11 protein-coding genes are annotated in these 19262 nt (G+C 64.4%); 1 reads left to right on the top strand and 10 read right to left on the bottom strand.

The features are described from left to right. Positions 1-164 precede the first annotated feature (164 nt). The 8 genes from yncE to fes form a co-directional block, all read right to left on the bottom strand. Positions 165-1184, bottom strand: coding sequence for a 7-bladed beta-propeller protein YncE (gene yncE, locus M6G53_RS18410; RefSeq protein ID WP_436286533.1), 1020 nt, complete (start codon positions 1182-1184; stop codon positions 165-167). A gap of 105 nt (positions 1185-1289) precedes the next feature. Further along, positions 1290-2150: an isochorismatase gene (locus tag M6G53_RS18415; RefSeq protein WP_253333591.1), complete on the bottom strand. Its 861-nt coding sequence runs from the start codon at positions 2148-2150 to the stop codon at positions 1290-1292. 3 nt (positions 2151-2153) lie between these two features. Continuing rightward, on the bottom strand, positions 2154-3782 hold the full coding sequence (locus M6G53_RS18420) for a (2,3-dihydroxybenzoyl)adenylate synthase (protein WP_253333593.1): 1629 nt from the start codon (positions 3780-3782) through the stop codon (positions 2154-2156). 7 nt (positions 3783-3789) lie between these two features. Next, positions 3790-4995, bottom strand: coding sequence for an isochorismate synthase (locus M6G53_RS18425; RefSeq protein WP_253333595.1), 1206 nt, complete (start codon positions 4993-4995; stop codon positions 3790-3792). A 477-nt stretch (positions 4996-5472) separates the two neighbouring features. Then, positions 5473-6729 carry an enterobactin transporter EntS gene (gene entS, locus M6G53_RS18430; RefSeq protein WP_253333597.1) on the bottom strand — a complete coding sequence of 419 codons (1257 nt, stop codon included), beginning with the start codon at positions 6727-6729 and terminating at the stop codon, positions 5473-5475. A 175-nt stretch (positions 6730-6904) separates the two neighbouring features. Further along, the gene (locus M6G53_RS18435; RefSeq protein WP_253333599.1) at positions 6905-10849 is read right to left on the bottom strand and encodes an enterobactin synthase subunit F; all 3945 of its coding nucleotides are present in this window, start codon (positions 10847-10849) and stop codon (positions 6905-6907) included. A 32-nt stretch (positions 10850-10881) separates the two neighbouring features. Further along, the gene (locus tag M6G53_RS18440) at positions 10882-11088 is read right to left on the bottom strand and encodes an MbtH family protein (RefSeq protein ID WP_253333601.1); all 207 of its coding nucleotides are present in this window, start codon (positions 11086-11088) and stop codon (positions 10882-10884) included. Beyond that, the gene (fes, locus tag M6G53_RS18445) at positions 11063-12442 is read right to left on the bottom strand and encodes an enterochelin esterase (RefSeq protein WP_253333603.1); all 1380 of its coding nucleotides are present in this window, start codon (positions 12440-12442) and stop codon (positions 11063-11065) included. The genes M6G53_RS18440 and fes overlap by 26 nt, the downstream gene beginning before the upstream one ends. A gap of 283 nt (positions 12443-12725) precedes the next feature. On the opposite strand from fes, the gene M6G53_RS18450 reads away from it, so the two are divergent. After that, complete coding sequence (locus M6G53_RS18450) at positions 12726-15008, top strand: TonB-dependent siderophore receptor (protein WP_253333605.1); 2283 nt, start codon at positions 12726-12728, stop codon at positions 15006-15008. Between the two features lie 56 nt (positions 15009-15064). On the opposite strand, the gene M6G53_RS18455 is transcribed toward M6G53_RS18450, so the two are convergent. Both M6G53_RS18455 and M6G53_RS18460 read right to left on the bottom strand, forming a co-directional pair. Further along, a complete protein-coding gene (locus M6G53_RS18455) occupies positions 15065-16297 on the bottom strand; it encodes a YncE family protein (RefSeq protein ID WP_253333607.1) in 1233 nt (410 codons plus the stop codon). 47 nt (positions 16298-16344) lie between these two features. Beyond that, the gene (locus M6G53_RS18460; protein ID WP_253333609.1) at positions 16345-19254 is read right to left on the bottom strand and encodes a condensation domain-containing protein; all 2910 of its coding nucleotides are present in this window, start codon (positions 19252-19254) and stop codon (positions 16345-16347) included. Positions 19255-19262 lie beyond the last annotated feature (8 nt).

The raw sequence follows: 19262 nt of genomic DNA on the forward strand, positions 1-19262 counted from the left end.
AAAACGCGATGAACCTAAAAAAACCCGCCATAAGACGGGTCTGAGCAAAGCCGGCAAACAGCAACAAATCGCATAGCACTCTTTATACCGCAGATCCTTGGGCGAAAAAAACAGGCGGAGCGTCGCCGCTTCGCCTGTTCGATGTGCGCTTACCCTCGGCGGGATTATTTCAGCGCTACGCGGATCACGTCGTCCGGCGCGGTGGCTTCTTTCTCGCGGCTGGAAGCCTGCTTGACGCTGACATACAGCGTCTGGCCGTCCGGCGACAGCGCCAGGCTGTTCGGGTGGGTCGGCGTCTTGATGGTGTTCAGCACCTTGTAGCTCTTGGCGTCGATCACGCTCACTTCGCCCGCCTGGCGATGGGTGACGTAAACTTCATTGCGCGCCGGGTTGAACAGCACCGCCAGCGATTCCGGCACGTCGATCTTGCTCAGGATGTTGCCGTTACGGGTATCCACCACCAGCACCTGCGGCTGCTTGGAATCGGTGATGAACGCGCGATGGGTAGCGGTATCCAGGCTGATGTTCAGGAAGAAGTGCTCTTTGGCCTCATCCAGCTTCTTGCGCGACAGCACCTTGTTGGATTGGGTATCGATGGTCACCAGCTCGCCGTCGGCGTTGGTGACGTACAGGCGTTTGGCGGCGGCGTCCAGCGCCAGGCCGGTGCCGTATTTGCCGGTGTCGGTCACGGTGGCGCGCAGGGTCAGATCCTTGCCGTTCACCACCCACACCACGCTGGAATCACCCAGCCCGGTGATGTACAGGGTATCGCTGTCGGCATCCGCCACCAGTTCGCGCGGCGCCAGCGGTTTGACGGTTTCGGAGCGTTTGCGCGCGTCCAGTACCAGGCGGCCTTTCACGTCGCCGGTTTTGGCGTCGATGGCGGTCACCGAGCTGTCAACGGTATTGCCGAAGAACAACGTGCCAGTCTTGGCGTTGACGGCGGCGCCGAACGGCTTGATGTCGTTATGGATAATCTGGGTCACGTCCAGCGTGGTCGGATCCAGACGGTAAACGATGCCGCCCTTGTCCAGCTTGCGGCTCTGCGACGTCGCCAGGTAGAGTGCGTTCTCGCTCGGGCTGTAGGCCATTTCATAGGCGCCCTTGCCAACCGGCTTGCGCAGCACTTCCGGCGCGGTCTGTGCCAGCAGCGTATTGGAGAACAGCAGCGTGGACAGCAGCATCAGCGGAAATGCCGCACGTTTTCCCTTGGTGATCAAAGCGTTCATTGAAATCTCCTTATGAGCCAACGGGGCGGCCAAGCGGCCGCCCTCTCATCGTTATTAAAATCAGGCTTTCTCTTCGGAAAGCAGCGCCCACCAGCTGTCGATGGTCGGGTTGCGCGCCAGCGCGATAAAGTCGATGTCGCTGCGGATCTTGCGCCAGCGGGTCGCCAACTCCATGATGCGTACCGAATCCAGACCGTAATCGATCAAGTTTTCATCGTTGCCCATGTCTTCGCTGTCTTCGTCCAGCAGCGGCAGGATCTGCTGACGCAGCGCATCGATGCTGGCGATGCCGGCCGCCGGCAGCAGAGACGCGGTGGTCACCACCCGGCCGCAGCGGCCGGCGGTGTAGCGCAGCGCCATCAGGTGTTCGTCGCGCGAGAAATCCGCCAGGCCGTCGGCCACCATGAAAGGTTGGATGTTGCGCATGAAGGCGTCGATGGCGGTGGTCAGGCAGCCAATGTGCGCATACACGCCGCAGATGATCAGCTGATCGCGGCCGGACTCCTGCAGGATCTCCTGCAGCGGCGAACGGTGGAAGGCGCTGTAGCGCCATTTCACCAGCACCGTGTCGTCTTCGTCCGGCGCCAGCGCGGCGGTCACCGCCTGCTGCTCAGGGTGTTTGTTCAGGCCCGGCCCCCACATGTCGTTCAACAGTGCGCGATCTTCATCGCTCTGCTGGTTCGGCTGCGCGGTATAGAACACCGGAATACCCTGCTGCTTGCAGTAGCGGCGCAGGCTGGCGATGTTCTCCACCACCTGTTTAATCAGCGCGCTGTCTTCACCCCAGAAATTGAGGAAATACTGCTGCATGTCGTGGATCAACAGCGCGGCGCGCTGCGGCTCTACCTGCCAGGTGACTTTATTTTGCGGCAGTTCGTCCGCCGTCGGCAGCGCGTAATCATTAAGTTTTGGAATGGCCATCGATTAATCTCCCTGAGCCTGAGTCTGTAGCTGCGCCTCGAGCTGTTCGCGCAGCCGTTTTTTGTCCACTTTGCCGACCGGTGTCAGCGGCAGGCTGTCCACCTGAATAAAGCGATCCGGCAGTTTGAAGTCCGCCACGCCCTGTTCGCGCAGGTGGCGACGCAGCACCACCGGCTTCAGCGGCACGTTGGCGATGATATAGGCGCAGCTCTTCTCCCCCATCAGCGCGTCCGGCATCGACACCAGCGCGGCGTTGATCACGTCCGGGTGACGCAGCAGCAGGTTCTCGACCTCCTCGGCGGCGATCTTCTCCCCGCCGCGGTTGATCTGATCTTTCTGCCGCCCCTGCACGGTGATGTAACCGTCTTCGCTGATGCTGATCAGATCGCCGGAGCAGTAAAAACCGTCGGCGTCGAAGGCGCTGGCGTTGTGCGCCGGGCTCTGGTAGTAGCCGCGGAAGGTATAAGGCCCGCGCGTCATCAGCCGCCCAACCTCGCCCGCCGGCAACGGATTGCCGTCGTCATCCGCCACCCACACTTCGTCGTCCGGCGACATCGGCCGCCCTTGCGTCGTCAGGATGTGGCGTTCGTCGTCGTCCAGCCGGGTGTAGTTCACCAACCCTTCCGCCATGCCGAACACCTGCTGCAGCCGGCAGCCGATTTCGTTCTGAATGCGCGCCGCCAGCGCCTCGCCCAGCTTGGCGCCACCCACCTGCAGCAGTTCCAGGCTGGCGAGCTGGGCATTACTGCCCCACTCTTCGATCGCCTGCAGCCACAGCGTCACCGCCGGCGGTACCAGCGCCGTCACGTTGATTTGGTGCTGTTCAATCAGGCGGAAGCACTGCCCGGCGTCCGGATCGGCGGCGAACACCACCAGGCCGGCGCCATAAAACACGCCCAGCACGCCCGGCGAACTCATCGGGTAGTTGTGCGCTACCGGCAGCGCGCACAGATAGCGGGTCTGCGCGTCGAAACGGCAAATCTCCACGCTGCGGCGAATGCTGTAGTAGTAGTCGTTGTGGGTGCGCGGGATCAGCTTCGGCGTCCCGGTGCTGCCGCCGGAAAGCTGGAAGAACGCCACCCGATCGGCCGCGGAAGGCTGCGCGACGAAACCGTCGCTCGCCTCGTCCAGCCAAGCGGCCAGCGCCAGTTCGCCCTCGGCCTGGCTGCGCAGCGCCACCACCCGCAGCGAAGGATGCGCATCGCGGAAGGCGTTCAGGAATTGATCGTCGGCAAACAGCCCGTGCTGGCGATCGGCGATCAGCAGCGCCGGTTTGATCTGCTCGGCATAGGCGTTCAGCTCGCTGCGCTGGTGGCTGAACAGCGCGTTGACCGGCGCCACGCCAATTTTCAGCAGCGCGAAGAACACGATATAGAACTCCGCCACGTTGCCCAACTGCACCAGCGCAGTATCGCCGGCTTTCACGCCGCGGCGCAGCAGAGCCGCCGCCAGGCGATCGGCGCGCTGCTGCAGCTCGCGGTAGGTCAGGCTGCCCTGGGCGTCGATAATCGCCGGGGCGTCGTTGTTGGCCTGGCGGTCGAGGATCTCGGTCAGCGGCTTGTCAGTCCAGTAGCCGCGTTCGCGATAGCGGCTGGCGAACTCCGCCGGCCAGGGGGTAAAGGCAATGCTCATCTTGTCGTTATCCTTGATTCATACCAAAGGCACGCAGAATGGTGCTGAGTTTGGTGCCTGTTTCATGCCATTCAGATTCGGGTGAAGAGTCTTCCACAATGCCGGCGCCGGCGAACAACCGCACCCGGTTGCCGTCAACGATGCCGCAGCGAATAGTCACTACCCACTCGCCGTTGCCTTCGTCGTCGCACCAGCCGACGATGCCGCCGAACAGGCCGCGATCGAACGGCTCCAGTTGGCCGATCAGGGCGTGCGCCTCGGCCGTCGGCATGCCGCACAGCGCCGGCGTCGGGTGCAGCAGGCAGGCCAGCGACAGGGCATTTTCGTCTGGAGACGCCGCCTCGCCATCGATCGGCGTGGAGAGATGCCACAGCGTCGTGGTGGTCAGCAATTCAGGGGTGTGCGGCACGTTCAGGTAGCGGCAGCGGCCGGCCAGCACGTCACGCATGCTTTCGGTGACGATGCGATGCTCGTGGCGATCTTTCGCCGAGGCCATCAGCCGCTCCCCCACTTCGCGATCGCGCTGCGGATCGGCCTCGCGCCGGGCGGAACCGGCCAGCGGATTGGAATAGAAACGGCCGCCGTCCTGGCGCAGCAGCAGCTCCGGGCTGGCACCCAACAGCGCGCCCTGCTCCAATGGCACATGGAAATGGAAACCGTTAGGGTTCTGCGCGATCACGCGCGCCATCAGCGCATGGCGATCCACCGGCTGGCGCGTTTCGATCTCCAACAGGCGCGACAGGACCACTTTGTCCAGTTCACCGGCCTTCATCGCCTCAACGGCGTCGCTGACCATGTTCATGAACGGCTGCTGCGGCGGCAGCTCCGTCACGCCGGCCAACTCCGGCCCATTCTCCGCCGGCCGGACGCCGGCCATAAAGGCGGCGCGGTCGAACCAGCGGCTCTGCTGCGGAATAAACAGCGCCGAAGGCTGCCGGGTATCGAACGGGATGGCGCCGCACAGCAGCGGTTTTTTGATACCGGCCTGGCGGGCCTCGGCAAACGCCTGCCGCACGCGGCGCTGGAACTCGCCGTTCAGATCGGCGCCGTCTGCGGCCGGCAGGCGAATGCGGCTGAAACAACCGGTGGTGGTCAAGCTGCGGAAAGGGGAGGTAAAGAAGAAGCCCGACGCCGGAGAAAAATCAGCGGCGAACCGGTGTTCTTCGCGCTCCTGCATTTCCTTTCGATTGATGTCGTTCACGGCAGTATCCATCGCTTCGCCCTCAAGGATTTGAAGTGATAACCAATATAATAATGATTATCATTTTGGTTAATTCCGCGCTAAATTACTCGCCGATATTTGCTATGTCAATAAACGTAAGCACTTCTTTCATTTCGAAATCATGACATAAACGCTGTGGGTTTTACGCATGCCGATGATAAGCCAGGCTGCGCCCCACCCTTGACCGTGGCGCCGTCGCAGACCCAAAAGCCCGTAATCAAGGCGGAGGGTGCAGGGCATAGCGGGCCTATGTTCAAGCCCGACAACGCGGAGTACGGGCTTTTGGGGCGCGACCCGAAGGGCTGGGGCCATTTGGACGCGCATCGGTGTTGCGAGTCGCTTATTTGGCCCACCAAACCTCACGACTCGCGCCTTGCTGCGCGCCCAAATGACCGCCAGCGGCGCTCACGTGCAAGGGTGGGACGCAGCCTTTTATTTGATCCCACAGCGTTGTCTTAACGCGTTCGACTACTTTTCTGTGGCGGGCTGCTGCTCCGGTTGGTGCAGCGTCACCTGGCGCAAACCGGTCATGGCGAACAGCAACAGGATGCCGAGCACCGCCGCGCCGAAGCCGAAACCGCTGGCGCTCATCGCCGGCAACATGAAGACGCCCATCGCCCCCAGCAGCAGTGCGCCCAGCGCATCGCCCACCACGTTCTGCGCCGTCCACAGGCCGTTGATGCGGCCGAGGAAGTTGTCCGGCGTCAGGCTCTGGATCAGGCCGTATTGCAGCAGCGAGTTCAGCGCGCTCAGGTAGCCGAACGCCACCAGGCACAGCAATGCCAGGCTGTACCACGGCATCAGGCCGAACAGGCCGATGGCGGCGAACGCCGCAATCGCCGTCAGCAGCATCACCCAGCCGGGGCGCGCCACGTGCGCCACGCGCCCGCTGGTGAACGCCCCAATGGTCGCGCCGAGCGGCACGGCGGCGTACATATAGCCGAGGTGGGCAGCGTCGATGTGCCAGCCTTCCGCCATCGCCGGGTACAGCACGCGCACCGCGCTGGCCATGGTCAGCAGCGCACCGATCAGCGCCACCATGCCAATCACCTTGTTCTGAAACAGGAAGGCGAAGCCGCCCGCCAACGCACGCAGCGGGTGTTCACGCGGCTGCGGCGGCGGCATCAGCTGCGGCAGGCTCAGCAGCGGCAGCAGCGTCAACAAGGTGCCGAACGCCGCCAGGCCGTAGTTCCAGGTGATGCCCATATGGGCAATTACCAGGCCGCCGATCGCCGGAGAAAGAATCGAGCCGAAGCGCACCGTCAGCATGCTGATGGCGCCCGCCTGCACGATGTTTTCGCGGCCCACCAGCGCCGGCGTGGCCGCCAGCAGCGCCGTCACCCCCACCGCGCCAAAGAAGCCGTCCCACACTGCCAGCAGATAAATGGCCGCCAGCGAAGGCGACGGCAACAGGGCATTGAGGCACAGGCCGACGAAACCGATGCCGCAAGTGGAGCGCGCAAACAGGATCAGCCGGCGCCGCTCATAGCGATCGGCCAATACGCCCCCCATCAGCAGCCCGGCGAACATACCGCCGCCGGCCAGCGTCACCGCCAGCCCGACCTGCAGGGTGGAACCGGTCAGCGCCTGGATCTGCACCGGGATGGCGATCGCCATCAGCCCCAGCGCCACAATGGAGATAAAGCGCGCGCAGAATACCGCGCGGAAAGCCCGGTTGGTTTTCAGCAGGCTAAAATCAAGCAGGATGGAGGGTTTGCTACTCATCGGTTGTTCACCACATCGTTAAACGGGGATACTGCAGTTGCGGGGCGCTATGCTAGCACAGATGACAAAATCAATAATGATAATAAAACTCATTGATATTCAACCGTAAGCGGCCACAAGAAACGCCGCCACACGCGGGGTAATCCCCTGTCTGGCGGCGAGATGACGGGCGCGCTTACAGCGTGCGCAAGATCCGGTTCAGCAGCGGCCCCAACACTTTGAACGACGCCGGCGAAACGATATCGACATGCGCGCAGTCCAGCTCGTGCGCCTGCAGCGTATCGACGTACTGCGACCAGGTCTGCTGGACGTCCATCCCTTCCTGCAAGGTGCGTTTGGCGACGAACAGCGTCGCCTGGCCGTGGAAGCGGGCGGTACGCGTGTGCGACAGCAACCGCACCGAATCGGCGTAGTTGGCTTCGATGTTGTCGAACATCGCGGTGCGCGTCTCGCCCAGCGCCGGATCGAGCGTATCCTGCGACACCGCCAGGAACTGCTCGCGCTCGCGCTGCACTTCCTTCAACACGTTGTCGTCCAGCATCACGTCCCAGTTTTGGGTCTCCGGCGGATAGGTATCCAGCAGGCCGAGGAACGCCACCTGTTCGCCGCGCGCCTGCAGCCGGGCGGCGATGCCCTGCGCCAGCGTGCCGCCCAGCGAATAGCCGATGAAATGGTACGGTCCGTGCGGCTGCACCTGCAGCACCGTCTGCAGGTGGGCATCCACCACCTGATCCATGTCTTCGCTCAGCGCCAGCGGGCCGTCCGGCCGCGGCGACTGGATGCCGACCAGCGACCAGTGCTGATCGAGATAGCGCGGCAATACGCTGAACTGCCAGGAGAAACCGGACGCCGGATGCAGACAGAACAGCGTCGGCCCCTCGGTCACGCGCAGCGGCAATACGCTGTCGAAGCCGCTGCGATCGGCCTCTTCCTGCGTACGATCTTCCGCCAGCAAGGCGGCCAGTTGCTCGACGCGCGACGCCACCATCACCTGGCCGACGGACACCGCCTTGCCCAGATCGCGGCGCAGCTCCGCCGCCAAGCGCATCGCCAGCAGCGAATGGCCGCCGAGCGCGAAGAAGTCGTCATCGGCGAACACCCGCTCGCGCTGCAGCAAACGGGCGAATACCACCGCGATCTCGCTTTCCAGCCCGGCCTGCGGCGGCCGCCCAGCCTTGCGCTCACCGCCCTGCGGCTGCGGCAAGGCCTTGCGATCCAGCTTGCCGTTGGCGCTCAGCGGCAAATCACTCATTTCCACCAGCGCCACCGGCACCATGTGTGGCGGCAGGCGGTCGGCCAGCGCCGCGCGCAGGGCTTGCGCATCCCAGCTCGCGCCGGGCTGCATTACCAGATAGCCCACCAGCTGGCGTGCATCGCCGCCGGCGTCCACCGGCGTGCCCTGCAGCACCAACGCGTGCGTCACCGCCTGGCGCACGCCCGGCAGCGACAGCAAGGCGTGGTCGATTTCGCTCAGCTCGATACGCTGCCCGCGGATCTTCAGCTGATCGTCGCTGCGGCCCAAATATTCCACCGCGCCGTCCGGCAGCCAGCGCGCCACGTCGCCGGTGCGGTACATGCGCCCGCCCTCGCCGAACGGATCGGCGACAAAGCGGCTGGCGGTCAGATCCGGCCGGCCAAGGTAGCCGTGCGCCAGCTGCACGCCGGTCAGATACAGATCGCCCGCCACGCCCGGCGGCACTGGCCGCAGGCGCGCATCAAGAATGCGCAGCCCGGTATTCCATACCGGCAGGCCGATCGGCACGTTGGCGCCGGTCACCTTCGCCAGCGCGTCGCCGTAAGCCGGATGCCAGGTCACGTCCACCGCCGCTTCGGTCGGGCCGTAGAGGTTGTGCAACGGCACCGCCGTGCGGCTTTGCCACAGGCGGCACAGCTCCGCCGGCAGCGCTTCGCCGCTGCAGAACACCTGGCGCAGCGCGGCGCAGCTCGCCACCGCCGCCTCGTCATCCAGGGCGGCAACGAAGGCCGCCAACATCGACGGCACGAAGTGCAGCGTGGTAATGCGATGTTGCGCGATCAGCTGTTGCAACTGCTGCGGATCGCGATGCGCCTCCGGCGGCGCCATTACCAACCGGGCGCCCACCATCAACGGCCAGAAGAATTCCCACACCGAGACGTCGAAACTGCACGGCGTTTTCTGCAACACCGCGTCGTCCGCCCCCAGCGGATACTGGTGCTGCATCCACAGCAAGCGGTTGACGATCGCCTGATGGCCAACCAGCACGCCTTTCGGGCGCCCGGTGGAGCCGGAGGTAAAGATGATATAGGCCGCATGGTCCGGCGTCGGGCCCGCGATCGCCACCCCGGCGGCGTGATCGGCCGCCAGCGGTGCGTCATACAGCAAGATCTCGCCCTTGTCGGCGAAACGCGCCTGCTGCGCCGGGTTGGTGATGACCAGCCGCGGCGCGGCGTCTTCCAGCATCATCGCCAGCCGTTCGTCCGGATAACCGGTGTCCAGCGGCAGATAGGCGGCGCCCGCTTCCACGATCGCCATCAACGCCAGCGACAGGAATACCGAACGCGGCAGCGCCACCGCCACGATGTCGCCCGGCCGCACGCCCTGCGCCACCAGCTGGCGCGCCAGCGCCGTAACCTGCTCGCGCGTTTCGCGGTAGGTGAAATTGAAATGCGCATCGGCCAGCGCCGGCGCGTCCGGCGTGGTTTGCGCCTGCTGCGCCAGCAGTTGGCTCAGCGTGGTCGCCGGCACCGGATGCGCCGTGTCGTTGACCCGCGCCAGCAGCGCGTGATCGTCGGCGGTCAGCATATCGGCTGCGCCGATCGGCAACGTTGCCTGCGCGGCGAACTGCGCCAGCAGCAGCGGCAACCGTTGCAGGTGCGCCTGCAGCTCCTGGCGACTGTAACGCTCGGCGTTGGCCAGCAGTTCGACCTTCAGCTGGTGGTGTTCGTCGATAAACAGCGCAATCTCCAGATCGCGCACCGGCCCGGAGGCCAGATCGTGGGTGATGCCTTCGATACCGGCGAAGTCCAGCTGGTAATCGAACATTTTGAAGTTGAAGACCGTGCCGTACAGCGGTTCGCCGTCGCCGATGCGCCCCAGATCGCGCTGCACCTGTTCGGCGTCGTAGCGCTGATGGCGGCGCACCGTTTTCAGCTCGCGGCTGATGCGGGCGGCGGCCTCATACAGCGTGGCCTGCGGCTCGAGGTGCATCTCCATCGGCAGCACGTTGATCACCGGGCCGGCGGCGCACAGGGCGGCCGATCCGGTACGGCGCATGAAGATAAAACCGGCGCTGAAGCTCGGTTGGCCGCTCAGGCGCGATACCCACAGCGCCACCAGCGCCACCGCCATATCGGCGGCATTCAGCTTCTGCTGCGCGCCGCACTGCACCAGTTCGGCGAAGGCCTGCGGATCGCAGCGCTGTTCCAGCCGGTGGATGCGCGGCGTGGGGGTTTGCCCGGCCAGCGGCTGCGGGCAGAGCGTGGCCGGCGGCGGCAGCTGCCGCGCTTTTTCGAGCCAGAAATCGGCGTCGCGCTGCCAGGCCGGTGCCTGCCGGTAAGCCTGGTATTCCGCCACCACGTCGCTGAACGCGGAGAAAGGCGTCGGTTCCAGCGCGTCGCCGCGGCAAAGATGGGTGTAAATCGCCGCCACGCGGCGAGCGATGGCGGTGAAGCTGAAACCGTCCACCAGCAGATGGTGATAGCGCTGATACCAGAACCAGCGGTCATCCGCCAGGCGCATTACCACATGGCGATACAGCGGCGCGCCGCTGCCGGCGCGCAGGTCGCTCGCCAGATCGATATCCATCAGCGCGCGTGCGGCAGCTTCGGGGTCCGGCGACGTCGTCAGATCGACGAGTTCCGGCTCGTGCACCACCAGCGCATTATCCAACCATTGCACCGGCACGCCGTCGCGTTCCGCAAAACGCAGGCGCAGCATGTCCACCTCGCCCAGGCCCAGGGTAATGGCCTGCAGCAGAGGTTCCACGGCGATAGGGCCGTTGAGTTCGATGGCATGGGCCACCGCGTAGGCATTGCGATGCGGGGAGATTTGATCGGCGACCCAGATGCCGGGTTGCGCCGCGACCAGCGGCCATTCGCCCGCAAGCGCCGGGCCGCTGAGAGAGTTAGGGGTGTGTGACACTGCTTATTGCTCCCGTGATTACCTGGCGCCGGTCACGCCTCGCGTGCTGCGACCGGCAGAATGTCTTGCCAATGTTGCTCCAGCCACTCGGCGCACGCCATGCGCGCCGCCGGGCCGAAGACGATCGTCCATTCGGACGGAATGGCGCGGAAATCCGGCCACAAACTGTATTGTTGTTGTACGTTGCGCAGCACCAGGCTGCGCTGCTGTTGATCATCGAACGGATTCAGGCTTTCCATCATGTGTTCCTCGCGCCGTTGCCGTCGCCGATGCCGGATAAGCGGTGGCGAAAGCGGGGGCCCAGACCGCCTGCAGCCCATCGGTCAGGCCGCTGCGCCAGCACAGCGCGTCGTGCCCGCCTTCCACTACCCGGTAGTGCACCCGGTGGCCGTCGTCGCTCAGGCGCGCGGCCATTTCACGGCTGACCCGGTGCACCAGTTTTTCCTGCGAACCGGCTTCCATAAATACCTTCAGCGTGCCGTGGTTACCCAGGCCGTGCCGTTCCACCTGCTGCATCAGCCAGCAGGCGTCGTCGGGAATGCTCGGCATCTGCAGCATGTCGCGCCGCGGCCACCAGTAGGAACCGGACTGGGTGATCACCGCGCCAAAACGCTGCGGCCAGCGCAGCCCGGCGTACAGCGAAGCCAGGCCGCCAAAGCTTTGCCCCACCACCACCGTATCGGCCGGTTTGTCGCTGTGCGGCGCCCAGTCGGCCAGCTGCGGCATCAGTTCTTCCTGCAATGCCAACCAGAAATCGTCCTTGCAGGTCAGTTCACGCGCCCGGTGCGGCAGATCGATGATGTCGATCAGCACATACACCGCTGCCGGCAACGCCCCCTCGCGGGTGAGCTGCATCAGTGGCTCCCAAACCGGCATCTGCTTCGCCCAGAACTGGCCGTCGAGCAGGATCGCCAACGGGCGCTCGGCCTGCTTGCTGTCGCCGGTGGTATAGATCCAGACGTCGCGGCTGTTGCCCAGGCGTTCACTCTGCCAGGTATGGCGCTGCAAACGCGCCGGCAGCGGCGGCGTGCAGCGCCCGCTGGCGATCTCGTACTCGTCGAACGAGCGCCATACCGGCTGCGGCGGTGCATCCGGCATGTGCAGGCCGGAGACACTGTGGCCGCTGGCGCTTTGCCAGGAGCGATACGGGTTGAGCAGATCGGGGGTGGCGCTGGCGAACACCTGGTGCCACCAGTGGCGCAGGTTGTGCATGTTCGCGTGCGCATCGTCGCCGCTGAACGCCGGCGGCCGCTCGTCAAAGCAGGGGATAAAGCAGTAGCTCCCGCGCCAGGCGCCGCTCAGCTCGGTTTGCCAGTACCACACGTCGGTGCCGGCCAAACGCTGCAGACTTTGCGGCGGATTCGGCTGGTGATGGTCGGTCAGGCAGTTGATGTTGATCCACACGCGACGGTAGGCGGAGGTCAATTCGCATCCCTGAGGATCGCGCCAGAAAAAGGTAGTGCGCCAGCGGCCGTTACCCGCCGGTTCTACCCATGGCGTACCGCGCCGTGCCACCGTCAACCACCACCCCGGACTGCCCGCATTGCTGCTGGCCAATAATCTGCTGCTTTCTGACTGTAGTTCTGTATTCACAACGCCTACCCATTTTGTAGTTGGCGGCACCGGGAACGTCGACTTTTCCCTATCGCCGGCCACCGCCCGAACGCACTGTACGCCAAATACTATTGATAATAATTTGCATTTGCAATAGTGTGTAAGGCTTGGAGATCGTGCTGGTATTGCGCGCAACGGACAGGGATCGGGGATACATCAATGGCATCCCTTGCCGCAGCCGATTTCTATTTCCAACTACACAAAAACTACAACCGCCTTTCCCCCCGTTCGGCGAGGGATGGCAGCAAGGTAGGACACTCAGATGAAAAGCAAGCTATCACGTTATTCTTTAGCCACTCTTATCGGCTTGGGATTGGGCGCGTCCGCGTTCGCCAACGCCGCGCAGCAGACCGACACCACCACCACGGAAGAGAACAGCGGCACCACGGATAAAAAGCCGCGCGGCGAAGACACCATCGTCGTGACCGCCGCCCGGCAGAACCTGCAGGCGCCGGGGGTGTCCACCATCACCGCCGACGAGATCAAAAAACGCCCGCCGGCGCGCGACATCAGCGAACTGATCCGCACCATGCCGGGCGTTAACCTGACCGGCAACTCCACCAGCGGCCAGCGCGGTAACAACCGCCAGATCGATATCCGCGGCATGGGCCCGGAAAACACCCTGATTCTGATCGACGGCAAACCGGCCTCCAGCCGCAACTCGGTGCGTCAGGGCTGGCGCGGCGAGCGCGACTCGCGCGGCGATACCGCCTGGGTGCCGCCGGAAATGATCGAACGCATCGAAGTGCTGCGCGGCCCTGCCGCAGCGCGCTACGGCAACGGCGCCGCGGGCGGCGTGGTCAACATCATCACCAAGAAGGCCGGCGATGCGCTGCACGGCTCGCTGAACGGCTACTTCAACGTCCCGCAGCACAAGCAGGAAGGCGCCACCAAGCGCACCGACTTCAGCCTTTCCGGCCCGCTGAGCGACACCCTGAGCTTCCGCCTGTTCGGCGGCTACAGCAAAACGCAGGCCGACGCCTGGGATATTAACGAATCGCATAAATCCGAACGCGTCGGCGCCTACGCCAACAGCCTGCCTGCCGGGCGCGAAGGGGTGGTCGATAAAAACATCGACGCCTTGCTGCACTGGGAGTTCGCCCATCGGCAGTCGCTGGAGTTCGAGTACGCCTACGGCCGCCAGGGCAACCTGTACGCCGGCGATACCCAGAACACCAACACCAATGCCCTGGTGCAGAGCAACTACGGCAAAGAGACCAACCGCATCTACCGTGAAACCTTCGGCCTGACCCACCGCGGTGCCTGGGACAACGGCGTGAGCACCAACAACTATGTGCAGTTCGAGCGCACCCGCAACACCCGCCTGAACGAAGGCCTGGCCGGCGGCACCGAAGGTATCTTCGACACCAAAAACACCGGTTTCGGCACCACCAAGCTGGACGACTTCCTGGCGCACAGCGAAGTCAGCGTGCCCTTTGAGCTGGGCGTTGCGCAAACCGCCACGCTGGGTACCGAGTGGACCCAACAGCGGATGAAAGACGGCACCTCCACCAGCCAAACGTTGATGGGCGGCACCATTCCCGGCATGGGCACCGGCACGCGCAGCCCTTACGCTTCCGCGCATATCTTCTCGCTGTTCGCCGAAGACAACATTGAGCTGACCGACACCACCATGCTGACGCCGGGACTACGCTACGATCTGCATTCCGAGTCCGGCAACAACTGGAGCCCGGCGCTGAACCTGTCGCAGGAGATGGGCGACTACTTCACGCTGAAGATGGGCATCGCGCGCTCCTATAAAGCCCCGACGCTGTTCCAGACCAACGGCAACTACCTGCTGTACAGCAAAGGCCAAGGGTGTGCGGGCAGCGACGTCAGAAACGGCTGCTACCTGCTCGGTAACGACGATCTGAAAGCGGAAACCAGCGTCAACAAAGAGATCGGGCTGGAGTTCCATAACGACGGCTGGCTGGCCGGCGTAACCTACTTCCGCAACGATTACCGCAACAAGATTGAGGCGGGTAACTCGCGCATCGCCACCAGCAGCACCGGCACGGCGGTCTATCAGTGGGAAAACGTACCGAAAGCGGTCGTACAAGGGCTGGAAGGCTCGCTGAACGTGCCGGTCAGTGAGACCGTCACCTGGAGCAACAACGCCACCTACATGATCGAGAACAAGAACAAAACCACCGGTGATTACCTGTCGGTGATCCCGAAGTTCACCGTCAACTCGACCCTCAGCTGGCAGGCTACGCAGGATCTGTCGATGCAGTCCACCCTGACCTGGTACGGCCGTCAGAAGCCGAAGAAGTACAACTACCAGGGTAAGCCGGCCACCGGCGGCGAAACCCGCGAGGTCAGCCCTTACGCCGTCGTCGGCGCCAGCGCGACCTATGACCTGACCAAAAACGTCAGCGTCACCGCCGGCATCGACAACCTGTTCGACAAACGCCAGTTCCGCGCCGGTAACGCGCAGAACGTGGGCGACCCGATTACCGGCGCGATCAACATCGCCGGCGCGGGCGCGGCCACCTACAACGAACCGGGCCGTACCTACTACATGAGCATCAACACCCACTTCTGATGACATGACCCAACGACAAAGGGCGCCGATGCGCCCTTTTTTATATTTATATTCAGTTAGTTGGTATGCAGCTGAATGCGCACCACGCTTTCCGGCTTGCCGGCCTTGGTGGAAGCGCCGTCGTTTTTCACCGTCACGAACAGCGCGTCGCCTTTCGGATCCAGCGCCAGGCTGTTAGGGTGCGGCGGCAGATCGACGGTTTGCAGGCGCTTGAGCGTTTTGGCGTCGAACACCGTCAGCGTACCGGCGCCATGCTCTACGCGAACCCCCTTGCGGTTGGCAACATACAGCCGCTGGCTGCGCTCATCGAGCAGCAGGCCGATCGGCACCTCATCCGTCAGCTCACTGGCCAGCACCTTGCCGCTGTCCGCATCCAGCGCAAACACCCGATGGCCGCTGCTGCGCTTCACGTAGTCGTGCCCCAGATGATGGTTGCGGTAGTCGTCGCGATCGATGCCCTGATCGACGCCCAGCAGGCGATTGCTCGCCGGGTCATACACCAGATTCAGCAGCTGATCGGCCTGTACTTCGTGCGTGGCGGTGATCGCCAGCGTGTCGGCGTTCAGGGTGATCACCTGCCCCTGCATGTTGGAAACGAACACCCGGCGGCCCTTCTCATCCAGCGTGATGCCCACCGCGTTGTAGCCGAAGCCCGGGATCACCTTCTCCAGCTTGCCGGCCTTGGTGTCGACCACGTACAGCACGCTGTCGACGCCGAAGCCCAGCCCCGGCAGGAACAGGCGGCCGCTTTGCGCGTCATACTTGATCTCGCGGATGCGGTACAGGTAGTCCTCGGTGATTTTGAACTTCTTCAGCTCCGCCAACAGGAAATCCAGACGCTTGCCGCTGATGCCCGCCTGCTTGTAGGCCTGCTCCAGCACTGCTTTGTCCAGCAGTTTGATGCTGCCGAGGGCGTGGTTGGTAGTGGTGTCCACCACCCCGACTTCGCCGTTGAAGGCCTGCGTCAGGTACAGGCGATTGCCCGCATCGTTCAGCGCCACGCCGAAGCCTTTCACCTGCAGCGGGATCTCCGCCTTGATCGCCAGGGTGTTGGGATCCAGCCGCAGCACGCGGGAGCGCGCCTCTTCCTTCCAGTCCGGCGCGCTGACGAACAGCGCCTGTTGCGAGGTGCTGTAGGCCATCTCCACCACCGCCGACGACAGTGCCTCACGCTTGATGTCCTGCGGTTTGATGCCGACATCGTCCGCCTGCGCAGCGCCGGCCACCACCAGAGAGGCCGCCACCAGCAGCGACAGTAACGCGCGCGGGGTTGCTAGGGTTCCAGACATCCTTTTATCTCCTTGAAAATCATACTTTCGGTTAGAGTGAAACAACGTCATGCCTGCGGCCCGGGCGGCAGCGCCGCCAGAGCGATATCGCCAGCGATGTGCTGCGCAAACTGGGTAAAGACGTGCTGAACGCCGTCGGCGATCAGATTGGCCTGTTCCCGGCTATAGTGATCCTGGCGGTAGGTCATCATCACCCGCAGGGATTTCACCCCGGCCAGATCGTCTTCCATCACCTCAAACTGCAGGCCGAGCAGCGACTCGGCTTTTTCCGGCTCCACCTGACGGTAGGCGATCGCGCTGCCGTCCTGCAGCCGGAACTCGCCGTTCAGCTTGATGCGGCTGTGGATCTGGATAAACACTTCGAACATGTGGTTCTTGCGGTCTGCGTCAACGCCGAACAGCCCTTCTTCCACCAGATCGATCGGAATATCGGTGTACGGCAGCGAGCCGTTGATGGTGTTTTTCACTTGGCTGACCAACCCGGCCACCGTCAGCCCCTCGTCGAAGCGCACGCGGTGCACCACCACGGTGGTGAAGTAGCCGACGGTATCGAAGAACTCGGCGTCATTGCGGCCGGAGGTCGAGGTGCCCACCAGCAGATCTGCCGGGCCGCCGAGCAGGCGCAGCGCCGAGGTAATCCCGGCATACACCACGTTAAACAGCGAAGCGTTGTTGCGGCGGGCGAGCTGATACAGGCCTTCCGCCACGGCAGGATCGACCTCGAACTCCAGCCAGCCGCCGTTGACGTCCGCCGGTGCCGGCACCGCCGGGTGGGTGGACGGCTCTTGCCGGAAGATCGGCTGGCCGACCGGCGCGCCGCGCAGCGCGTCGAGCCAGTAGTCCAGATGTTGCTGCTGCACCCCGGAGGCCCGCTGCTGCCGGGCGAAAGTATGGAACTGCGGCGGCTGCCCGCGCCACTGCGGCGCCTGGCCGACGACGCGATGGCGATAGGCGACACCCAGCTCGTCCATCATCAGGTTGAGCGACCATTCATCCAGCACCACATGGTGGAACAGCAGCGACAGCAGCTGCTGGCCGTTGTCCGCATCGCGCAGCAGCGTGACGCGCAACGGCAGCTCGGCGGCCAGATCGAACCGGTGTTGGCCGGCTTCGGCCAACAGGGCGGCGGCATTGCCCGCCGGCGTCTCATGGGAGAAGCGGAACCACTGATAATCCGGCAATTCTGCGGCCGGCACCACCACCTGCACCACCTCGCCCTGTTGCTCAACGAAGCGTGAACGCAGCACGGTATGGCGGGTCATGACGTCGATAAACGCCTGACGCAGCGCCGTTTCATCCACCGCATCGAAGAAGCGCAGAGAGAACGGCAGGTTGAAGATCTCGTCATGGCCAAAGGCTTCATACACCTTCCACAGCGATTCCTGCGCCAGCGACAGCGGCGCCTGCGCGCGATCATGGTCGTCGGCGGTGGCCACTGCGGCATTCGGCTGCGCGACGTTCAGGCGTTTGGCGTAGCCCGCCAACCCGCGCGCCGTCGGATGGCTGAACAGATCGTTAATGTTGATTTCGATCTGATGCAGGCTCAGCAAGCGGCCGATCACCCGGGTGGCAACCAGCGAATGGCCGCCGCGATCGAAAAAGTCTTCATCCAGGGTCATTTCCGGCGCCACCAGCGCCTCACGGAACTCCTGCAAAATCAGCGGTGCAACGCTTTCGTCCGCATCGCCGTTCGCCGCCGGCACGGCCATCGCCGGGGAGGCGGCCTCAGCCACCGGCAGTGCGACGGCAATGCGCTGCCCGGCCAGGAACGCGCTGAACTGCTCCAGCAGGAAAGGCGCCACATGAGGAGACAGGCGCGGGTCGGTGACCAGCTCCAGCGTCAGCGTTTCTGCCTCCGGCAAGCCCAGCAGCAGCGCCAGTTCAAACGGCGTATGCAGCGGCGGCAGCAACAGGCGTTCGGCGTGAACGCCTTCCAGCCGCCACTCTGCGGCCAGATCGTCGCGCCAGGCCACCAGCAGCTGCGCCCGTTGCGGGTCCGGCTGTTCAGCCACGGCCTGCGCCAGCAGCCGCTGCCCGACGTCGCCCTCGCCATGCTGCACGGTCAGGCGCATCAGCGGCGCCGCCGTCAGGCCCAGCTCCAGGCCGACGAACTCCGCCGTTTCTGCGGCCGGCACGCACAGCTGCACCGCTTGGCCGCCGGCCTGCACGGCGACGAACTCGGCAAACCGTGCCGCCACCGCCGCCAGCAAGGCCCGCGGCGTGTCGTTGGCGGGCAACAGCGCGCGATCAATGCGCGTGACCACGCGCGCGCCCACCGGCGGCAACGCTTCAGCGCGCTGCGCCGGGCGGCGGTAATCCTGCAGCGAGACCGCCTGGCGCACCCACGGCAGCTGCGGCTCCGGGATTTCCGCCAGCTCGGCCGGCGCCACCGCGAAAGGCAGAGGCATCACATCCCCGTTATAACGGGCGGACAGCATCGCCGGCAGGTGGCGCCAAGGCAGCGTTTCCGCCAGGATGTCATGCAAGACCACGCCCAAAATCACGGCATCGCCCGGCGTGAGCAACAGCAGGCAGCGCAGCGGCGCTTCGCTTTCCAGTTCAAACGGCGCCGCCTGCACCTGCAGCAGGCAACCGATGGCGTGTTGTTCGTCCGCCACCTGACGAAGGCTCACCGGCAACGGCGCCGAGCCGGCTGGGCGTTTCACCAGACCGTTTTCGTCATCAAAAACGTAGCGCACGCCCACGCCCGGCGTTTCCCGCACCAGCGCCTGCAGCGCCGCCGTCAGCCGGGCGATATCCACGTCCCCCGTCAGGCGCCAGGCCAGCGCCCGCTGCCCGCGAGCGTCACCCTGCTGCAGATGGGCAAACCATGCCCGTTCTTCGGCTTCGCTTACCGGCCGTTCGCCGTTCGCCGACGCCGCGCCCAGCGCCTGAAACGCGCTCTCCAGCCGCTGGGCCTCTTCATCGCTCAGAATGCTGTCAAAATCACCGATCACTGCGTTAT

The organism is Serratia nevei (assembly GCF_024160145.1).
GTDB lineage: Bacteria > Pseudomonadota > Gammaproteobacteria > Enterobacterales > Enterobacteriaceae > Serratia > Serratia nevei_A.

Coding starts and splice junctions, on each gene's coding strand:
- yncE (WP_436286533.1), bottom strand. CDS start 1,184: ATGCTGCTGTCCACGCTGCTGTTCTCCAATACGCTGCTGGCACAGACC.
- M6G53_RS18415 (WP_253333591.1), bottom strand. CDS start 2,150: ATGGCCATTCCAAAACTTAATGATTACGCGCTGCCGACGGCGGACGAA.
- M6G53_RS18420 (WP_253333593.1), bottom strand. CDS start 3,782: ATGAGCATTGCCTTTACCCCCTGGCCGGCGGAGTTCGCCAGCCGCTAT.
- M6G53_RS18425 (WP_253333595.1), bottom strand. CDS start 4,995: ATGGATACTGCCGTGAACGACATCAATCGAAAGGAAATGCAGGAGCGC.
- entS (WP_253333597.1), bottom strand. CDS start 6,729: ATGAGTAGCAAACCCTCCATCCTGCTTGATTTTAGCCTGCTGAAAACC.
- M6G53_RS18440 (WP_253333601.1), bottom strand. CDS start 11,088: ATGGAAAGCCTGAATCCGTTCGATGATCAACAGCAGCGCAGCCTGGTG.
- M6G53_RS18450 (WP_253333605.1), top strand. CDS start 12,726: ATGAAAAGCAAGCTATCACGTTATTCTTTAGCCACTCTTATCGGCTTG.
- M6G53_RS18455 (WP_253333607.1), bottom strand. CDS start 16,297: ATGTCTGGAACCCTAGCAACCCCGCGCGCGTTACTGTCGCTGCTGGTG.